Raw genomic sequence first — 6,382 nt, 5'->3', positions numbered from 1 at the left:
ACACATACTGATTTAAATTTATATTCTTTAGCTTCTTTACATAACTTTATTACTGCATCTTTTGTAGCATCAGCTTTTAATATGGTATGATCAATCATTGAAGCAATATTCATAGTAAAACCTCCAACTATTCAATTTATAATATTTTTTACATATACTAGAAGAGTATACATAAAAATAAAAAAAATGTCAAATAAACAAGGAGCAATATAATAGATATATTGCTCCTTTGATTTAAAAATTTTAAGTATAAAAATTGTATTATTTAAAATTGATAAACTTATTTTTCAATCATTTGTAAACTATAATTGCTATTCTCTTTATTCTTGTTTATTATTCCTCCAATTTTATAGGAAACAGCCATAGCACCAAGAGATAAGAGAGCAGCATATAATTCATAATTTGCTAAACTTAATGAATCAAACAAAAATAGGCCCAAAACTAAAGTTAAGATTGTTATTAGAGTAGGAAATCCGTACCCCCAAAAGGTCATTTTAGAAAAATCTTTACCTTGCAAAGCTACCTTTACTTCATCACCAATTTTTGCGTTTTGTGTATTTTTTACATCCACAAAAATGATATCTTGAGGACCACATTTAGACTTGCAGGAAGAACATCCGCTACCACATCCAGATTTTTTTATAAAAGCTACTTTAGCAACATCACCATTAACAGATTTTACTACACCTTTTTGTTCCATATTATCACCTCTAAATAAATATAGGAGACTTATTTAAGTCTCCTATATTATATCATATATAATGAATTTTTTAAACCTGAGCGCTTTGAGTTTTTAAATTTGCAGCAGTGATTTGTTCAGGTGTTCTTAAATCTTCTATTGTTTTCTTTGGACATTTTACTACACATATTCCACAGTTTACACATTTACTATAATCAATTATAGGAAGATTATTTACCATTGTAATTGCGCTTTCAGGGCAATTTTTAGAACATATACCACAAGCAAAGCATCCAACACTACAAGTGTCCATAACATCTTTACCTTTATTCTTCGAGTTACATTGTATTCTAACTCTTGAATTAACTGGAGTTATTTCTATTAGGCCTTTTGGGCATGCATTCACACAAGCACCACAAGAAGTACATTTATCTTCAATAACTCTAGCAATACCATCTATAATTTCAAGAGCTCCGAATTGACAAACCTTAACGCAAGAACCTAATCCTAAGCAACCATACTCACAAGCTTTAGATCCGCCACCAGGATTAATAACAGCTTGGTTACAATCCATAATTCCTTGATAGGTATACTTTTCTTTAGCTACACTACAAGTTCCTTGACATTTAATGTAGGCTGCAGTTGGTTCACTTGTTTCAGTAACAACTCCTAAAATATTTGAAATTGCTTCAACTGCCACAGCACCTCCTGGGGCACACTTGTTAGCTTTTGCATTACCAGTAACAACTGCTTCGGCATATGCATCACAACCAGCAAAACCGCATCCACCACAGTTTGCACCAGGTAGAGCTTCTCTTACTAGAGGGATTCTTTCATCTACTTCAACTTTAAATTTATCATTCGCATATCCAAGTAATAAGCCGAAAATTATTCCAAGACCTCCAAGGCTTATTACAGGGAAAACTAAGCTTTGCATTTCCATTAATTACACCTCCTTATATTAAACCACTAAATCCAAAGAATGCTATTGCCATAAGTCCAGCTGTAATTAGAGAAATTGGTAAACCTTTAAAGGCTTCCGGCATATTTGTATTATCTTCCATTCTCTCTCTAATACCTGCAAGAAGTACTATTGCTAAGGTGTATCCTAACGCAGCACCAAGAGAATTCACAATTCCTTGAAGCAAATTATAACCTTTATCTGTATTTATAAGAGCAACCCCTAATACAGCACAGTTAGTTGTAATAAGTGGTAAGTATATACCTAGTGCTCTATATAATCCAGGATAAGTCTTCTTAATTACTATCTCAACAAATTGTACTAGAGCTGCAATAACAAGTATAAATGCTAACACAGATAAATATTCTAAGTTAAGTGGTATTAAAATAAATACATTAACTATATAAGTCATAATAGTTGCAAGTACCATAACAAAAGTAACTGCAAATCCCATCCCTTTAGCTGTTTCTATCTTTTGTGAAACACCTAGAAAGGAACAAATTCCTAAGAATTTCGCTAGAACGAAGTTATTTACTAATAGGGCACTTAAAAAAATACTGATTAATTCCAAGTTTGTTCACCTCTCTTATTTAGCCGCCTTAGCTTTATTTATTTTGTATTGATTTAAACAAGCTAGGAGTATACCCAATGTAAAGAATGCTCCTGGGGCAAGAATCATAATAATTGATGGCTCATATGAAGCAGGAAGCACCTGGATTCCATAAAAAGTACCATTTCCTAAAACTTCTCTAAAAGCTCCAAGCACTACTAATGCCAAAGTAAATCCTAAGCCCATACCTACGGCATCATATATTGATGGTAATACACCAAATTTTGATGCATAAGCTTCAGCTCTTCCAAGAATAATACAGTTAACAACTATTAACGGTATAAAAATCCCTAGAGATTTGTATAATGCAGGTACATATCCTTGTAATAAAAACTGAATTACTGTAACGAAAGCGGCAATAACTGTTATATATGCTGGGATTCTTATTTTATCTGGTACAAATTTTCTAATCATAGAAATAACAGCATTGGATCCCATAAGAACTACAGTAGTAGCTATACCCATACCTATCGAGTTTTCAACACTAGAAGATACTGCTAGGGTAGGGCACATTCCAATAATTTGAATGAATACTGGATTTTCTTCAACCAAACCTTTTTTCATTCTATCAATAAAAACACTCATGGTTACTTAGCTCCTTTCAATTGGTCGTTATAAAATTTGATAGCAGTGTTTACTCCATTTGTTACTGCTTTAGAAGTAATTGTTGATCCAGTGATTGCTTGAATATCTGAACCAACAGCTAGTTCTTTTTCTGCAGATTTTCCTTTAAATTGGTCTGCAAATTTAGGTTTTTCAGCATTAGAACCAAGTCCTGGAGTTTCATTGTGAGTTAAAATTTTAATTCCCTCAACTTTACCATCAGAAGAAATACCAACCATCATTTTAATTTCTCCACCATAACCACTAGGGTTTACTGTAATTAAGTAACCAGAGATTTGTCCACCTTTATTTCCTTCATAAATTGAGCTAATACCTTCTACAGCTGAAATGTTTTTTTCATTAAACTCATCTGCTGTAGGTAGTATCGCTTTCATTGCTAATGTTTGTTCTTCTTTTTGCTTTGCTTCAATAGGACCCTTTGTTATTTCATAAACATAGCCCAATAAAAGACCTGCTATAGCAGTTATTATTAAAAGTTTAATGCCTAAGCCTAAGTTTTCTTTCATTATTTTCCACCCCCGAATACGCGTGGATTTGTATATTTATCAATGAATGGAACAAATAAGTTCATTATTAATATTGAGTAGGAAACACCTTCAGCATATCCGCCATATATACGAATTAGAGTTGTTAGAACACCGCAGCATACTCCGAAGATTAAGTGACCAGTTTTTGTCATAGGAGAAGTAGTATAATCTGTTGCCATGTAGAAGGCACCAAGAATTAGACCTCCAAGTAATATTTCATATAATCCATTACCTGTCATTAATTGATCTCTACCTAAAATTGTAGTAAGTACAAATACAGTTCCGATAAAACTTACTGGTATATGCCAGCTAATTACTTTCTTATATAATAAGTAGGCTGCACCAATTAAAAGGGCTAATGCAGAAGTTTCCCCAATACATCCACCAATGTTTCCAACAAATGCATCAAATAAACTTGGAAGTTGAGCTGCGCCATCTCCTCTTAAAAGTCCTAATGGAGTTGCGCCAGTAGTTCCATCTACAGTCCAAGTAGTCATTCTAACTGGATAAGCTGCAAGTAAAAATGCTCTAGCAGCTAGTGCTGGGTTAACAATGTTTTGTCCAACTCCGCCATAGAAGCATTTAACTACTATAATAGCAAAGGCACTTCCAACAGCAACCATCCATAGAGGGATTGTTGGAGGAACGTTAAAAGCTAGTAGTAATCCAGTTACCACTGCACTTAAATCTTTAATCATAATTGGTCTTTTAGTGATTTTTTGGAAAGCATATTCTGATAAAACAGCAGAACCTACTGCAGTTAAAATAACTAACAGTGCGTTTAGTCCAAAAAAGTAAATTCCTGCAAATGTTGCTGGAAGTAGTGCTATTAATACATCTCTCATTACTGATGATACAGTATTCTTAGATTTTATATGAGGAGACGTAGATACGGTATATAATCTATCTGACATTCTATTCACCTCTATTATTTCTTTTTCTTGCTTAATACTCTTCTTTTACCTTCACGGCAAGTTTGAGTCAAGTGACGTTTTGCTGGACAAACAAATGTACAACAACCACATTCTATACAGTCAACACCATGATATTGCTCAAAGGTGTCATAATCACCTTTTATAACAGATGCATTTAATTTAGATGGTATCAAGAACATCGGACATGCTTCTACACATTTTCCGCATCTTATACAACTACTTTCAGGTTCTATATCCCACTCTTTTTGAGATAAGCATAAAACTCCAGAACTTCCTTTTATAGCAGGAGTATCTATAGAGAATAGAGCAGTACCCATTAACGGTCCACCAGAAATAACTTTTGCTGGTTCTTCAACAAAACCATCACAAGCTTCTACTAACTCTTTTAATGATGTACCAAGTTTTACTCTTAGGTTTTTAGGCGTTTTAATTGATCCTCCTGTAACAGTTACTACTCTTTCTATTATAGGCTTACCTAAAACAACTGCATTTCTTATTGCATGCACTGTAGCAACATTTTGAACGATACAACCTACATGAGCAGGTAATTTTCCAGAAGGAACTTCACGTTTTGTTGTAGCATAAATAAGTTGTTTTTCAGCCCCTTGTGGATATTTTGTTTTTAAGGCAACTACCTCGATATTGCTTAAACCACTTACAGCTTTAGTCATAGCATCAATAGCATCTTTTTTGTTGTTTTCAATTCCAATATATATTTTAGTATTTGGGAACATATGATGTAAAATTTTCAATCCTTCTGCTATTTCGTTAGAATTTTCAAGCATTAGTCTATGGTCACAGGTTAAGTACGGCTCACACTCAGCTGCATTAATTACTATGCTGTCAATGGTGCAGTCTGGTGCAGGGGATAGCTTTACGTGGGTTGGGAAACATGCGCCCCCAAGTCCTACCATACCTGCCTCTTTAATAATTTCAACTAGTTCATTTTTTGATAAACTTTCGAAATTTTTGTAAGATTTAAATTCTACTTCTTCGTAAAGGTTATCATTTTCTATTATAATTGACATAACCTTTGTACCATTTGAATGAAGCATTGGTACCACATTTTTAACTACTCCTGAAACACTTGAGTGAATAGGAGCTGAAACAAATCCAGTCGCTTGTCCTATTTTTTGTCCAACTAAAACTTTGTCGCCTTTTTTTACTAAAGGTTCGCAAGGTGCGCCTATATGTTGAGACATAGGAAAAACTAAATCTCCCTTTGGAAGATAGGTTTCAATTGATTTACTTTCAGAAAAGTGTTTTCCATGAGGAGGATGAATTCCTCTTTTGAAAGATAAAAGTCCCATAATGACCCTCCATTTCGTAATAAATTATAATGATTTTAAATAAGTTATAAAATACAACTTTTCTCTAATTATAACTCGTAACATCATCATGTGCAACTAAATAGTAAATCCTGAAATGGAGCAATGTACTAAATAAATAAAAATTATGTAAAAATTCTTGATTTTTTATGATAAATTTGATATATTATTTTTATGATAAGCAATTGCTTACAACATAAGCAAAAGTGTATAAGAAAAGGAGGATGTAGATGACAAATAGAGAAGAAGAAATTTTATATCTAATTAAAAAAAATCCTTTGATTTCTCAAAATGAAATAGCAGAAATTTTAGGTATAACAAGGTCATCTGTTGGAGTCCATATAACTAACCTAACTAAAAAAGGGTATATCACCGGAAGAGGATATATAGTTAATGAAGAAAATTTTATATCGATAGTAGGTGGAGCTAATATGGATATTTTAGGTTTCCCAAAGAATGACTTGCGAATTAGTGATTCTAATCCTGGAAATATTAGAGTTTCTCTTGGTGGAGTTGGAAGAAATATTGGGGAAAACCTTGTTAGATTAGGGGTTAATACTAAGCTAATTTCTGTGTTAGGCGATGATTTGTATGGAAAGAAAATTATAGAAGAGAGTAGGATAATAGGACTTGATTTAGAAGATAGCTTAAATTTAAAGGGGTATGCCACTTCAGTGTACATGTCAATATTAGATAATAGTGGAGATATGCATGTAGC

The 6,382-nt window shown here is 33.1% G+C and carries 8 protein-coding genes and 1 pseudogene; 1 reads left to right on the top strand and 8 read right to left on the bottom strand.

The window, feature by feature from the left end; all coding sequences use genetic code 11:
• The 8 genes and pseudogenes from RR409_RS20600 to rsxC form a co-directional block, all read right to left on the bottom strand.
• Positions 1–113 (bottom strand): annotated as a pseudogene (locus RR409_RS20600) (2-deoxyribose-5-phosphate aldolase); the annotation flags it as partial.
• Positions 114–280: 167 nt separating this feature from the next.
• Positions 281–700: a SoxR reducing system RseC family protein gene (locus tag RR409_RS20595; RefSeq protein ID WP_332559655.1), complete on the bottom strand. Its 420-nt coding sequence runs from the start codon at positions 698–700 to the stop codon at positions 281–283.
• Positions 701–770: 70 nt separating this feature from the next.
• Complete coding sequence (locus tag RR409_RS20590; RefSeq protein ID WP_332559654.1) at positions 771–1,622, bottom strand: RnfABCDGE type electron transport complex subunit B; 852 nt, start codon at positions 1,620–1,622, stop codon at positions 771–773.
• Between the two features lie 13 nt (positions 1,623–1,635).
• Positions 1,636–2,211, bottom strand: a complete 576-nt coding sequence (gene rsxA, locus RR409_RS20585) for an electron transport complex subunit RsxA (RefSeq protein WP_332559653.1) — start codon at positions 2,209–2,211, stop codon at positions 1,636–1,638.
• Between the two features lie 15 nt (positions 2,212–2,226).
• Positions 2,227–2,835, bottom strand: coding sequence for an electron transport complex subunit E (locus RR409_RS20580; protein WP_332559652.1), 609 nt, complete (start codon positions 2,833–2,835; stop codon positions 2,227–2,229).
• 2 nt (positions 2,836–2,837) lie between these two features.
• Positions 2,838–3,380 carry an RnfABCDGE type electron transport complex subunit G gene (locus RR409_RS20575; protein ID WP_332559651.1) on the bottom strand — a complete coding sequence of 181 codons (543 nt, stop codon included), beginning with the start codon at positions 3,378–3,380 and terminating at the stop codon, positions 2,838–2,840.
• Positions 3,380–4,315, bottom strand: coding sequence for an RnfABCDGE type electron transport complex subunit D (locus RR409_RS20570; RefSeq protein WP_332559650.1), 936 nt, complete (start codon positions 4,313–4,315; stop codon positions 3,380–3,382). The genes RR409_RS20575 and RR409_RS20570 overlap by 1 nt, the downstream gene beginning before the upstream one ends.
• A 14-nt stretch (positions 4,316–4,329) precedes the next feature.
• Complete coding sequence (gene rsxC, locus RR409_RS20565; protein ID WP_332559649.1) at positions 4,330–5,646, bottom strand: electron transport complex subunit RsxC; 1,317 nt, start codon at positions 5,644–5,646, stop codon at positions 4,330–4,332.
• Positions 5,647–5,894: 248 nt separating this feature from the next.
• Here rsxC and RR409_RS20560 point away from each other — a divergent pair.
• Positions 5,895–6,382: PfkB family carbohydrate kinase (locus RR409_RS20560; protein ID WP_332559648.1), on the top strand; the 488-nt coding region annotated here is incomplete at its 3' end.

Origin of the sequence: Clostridium sp. (assembly GCF_036642255.1) — a bacterium.
Classification (GTDB): domain Bacteria; phylum Bacillota; class Clostridia; order Clostridiales; family Clostridiaceae; genus Clostridium_J.
Note: the sequence above shows the minus strand (reverse complement) of the source record. Positions and strands in the feature narration are given on the sequence as shown.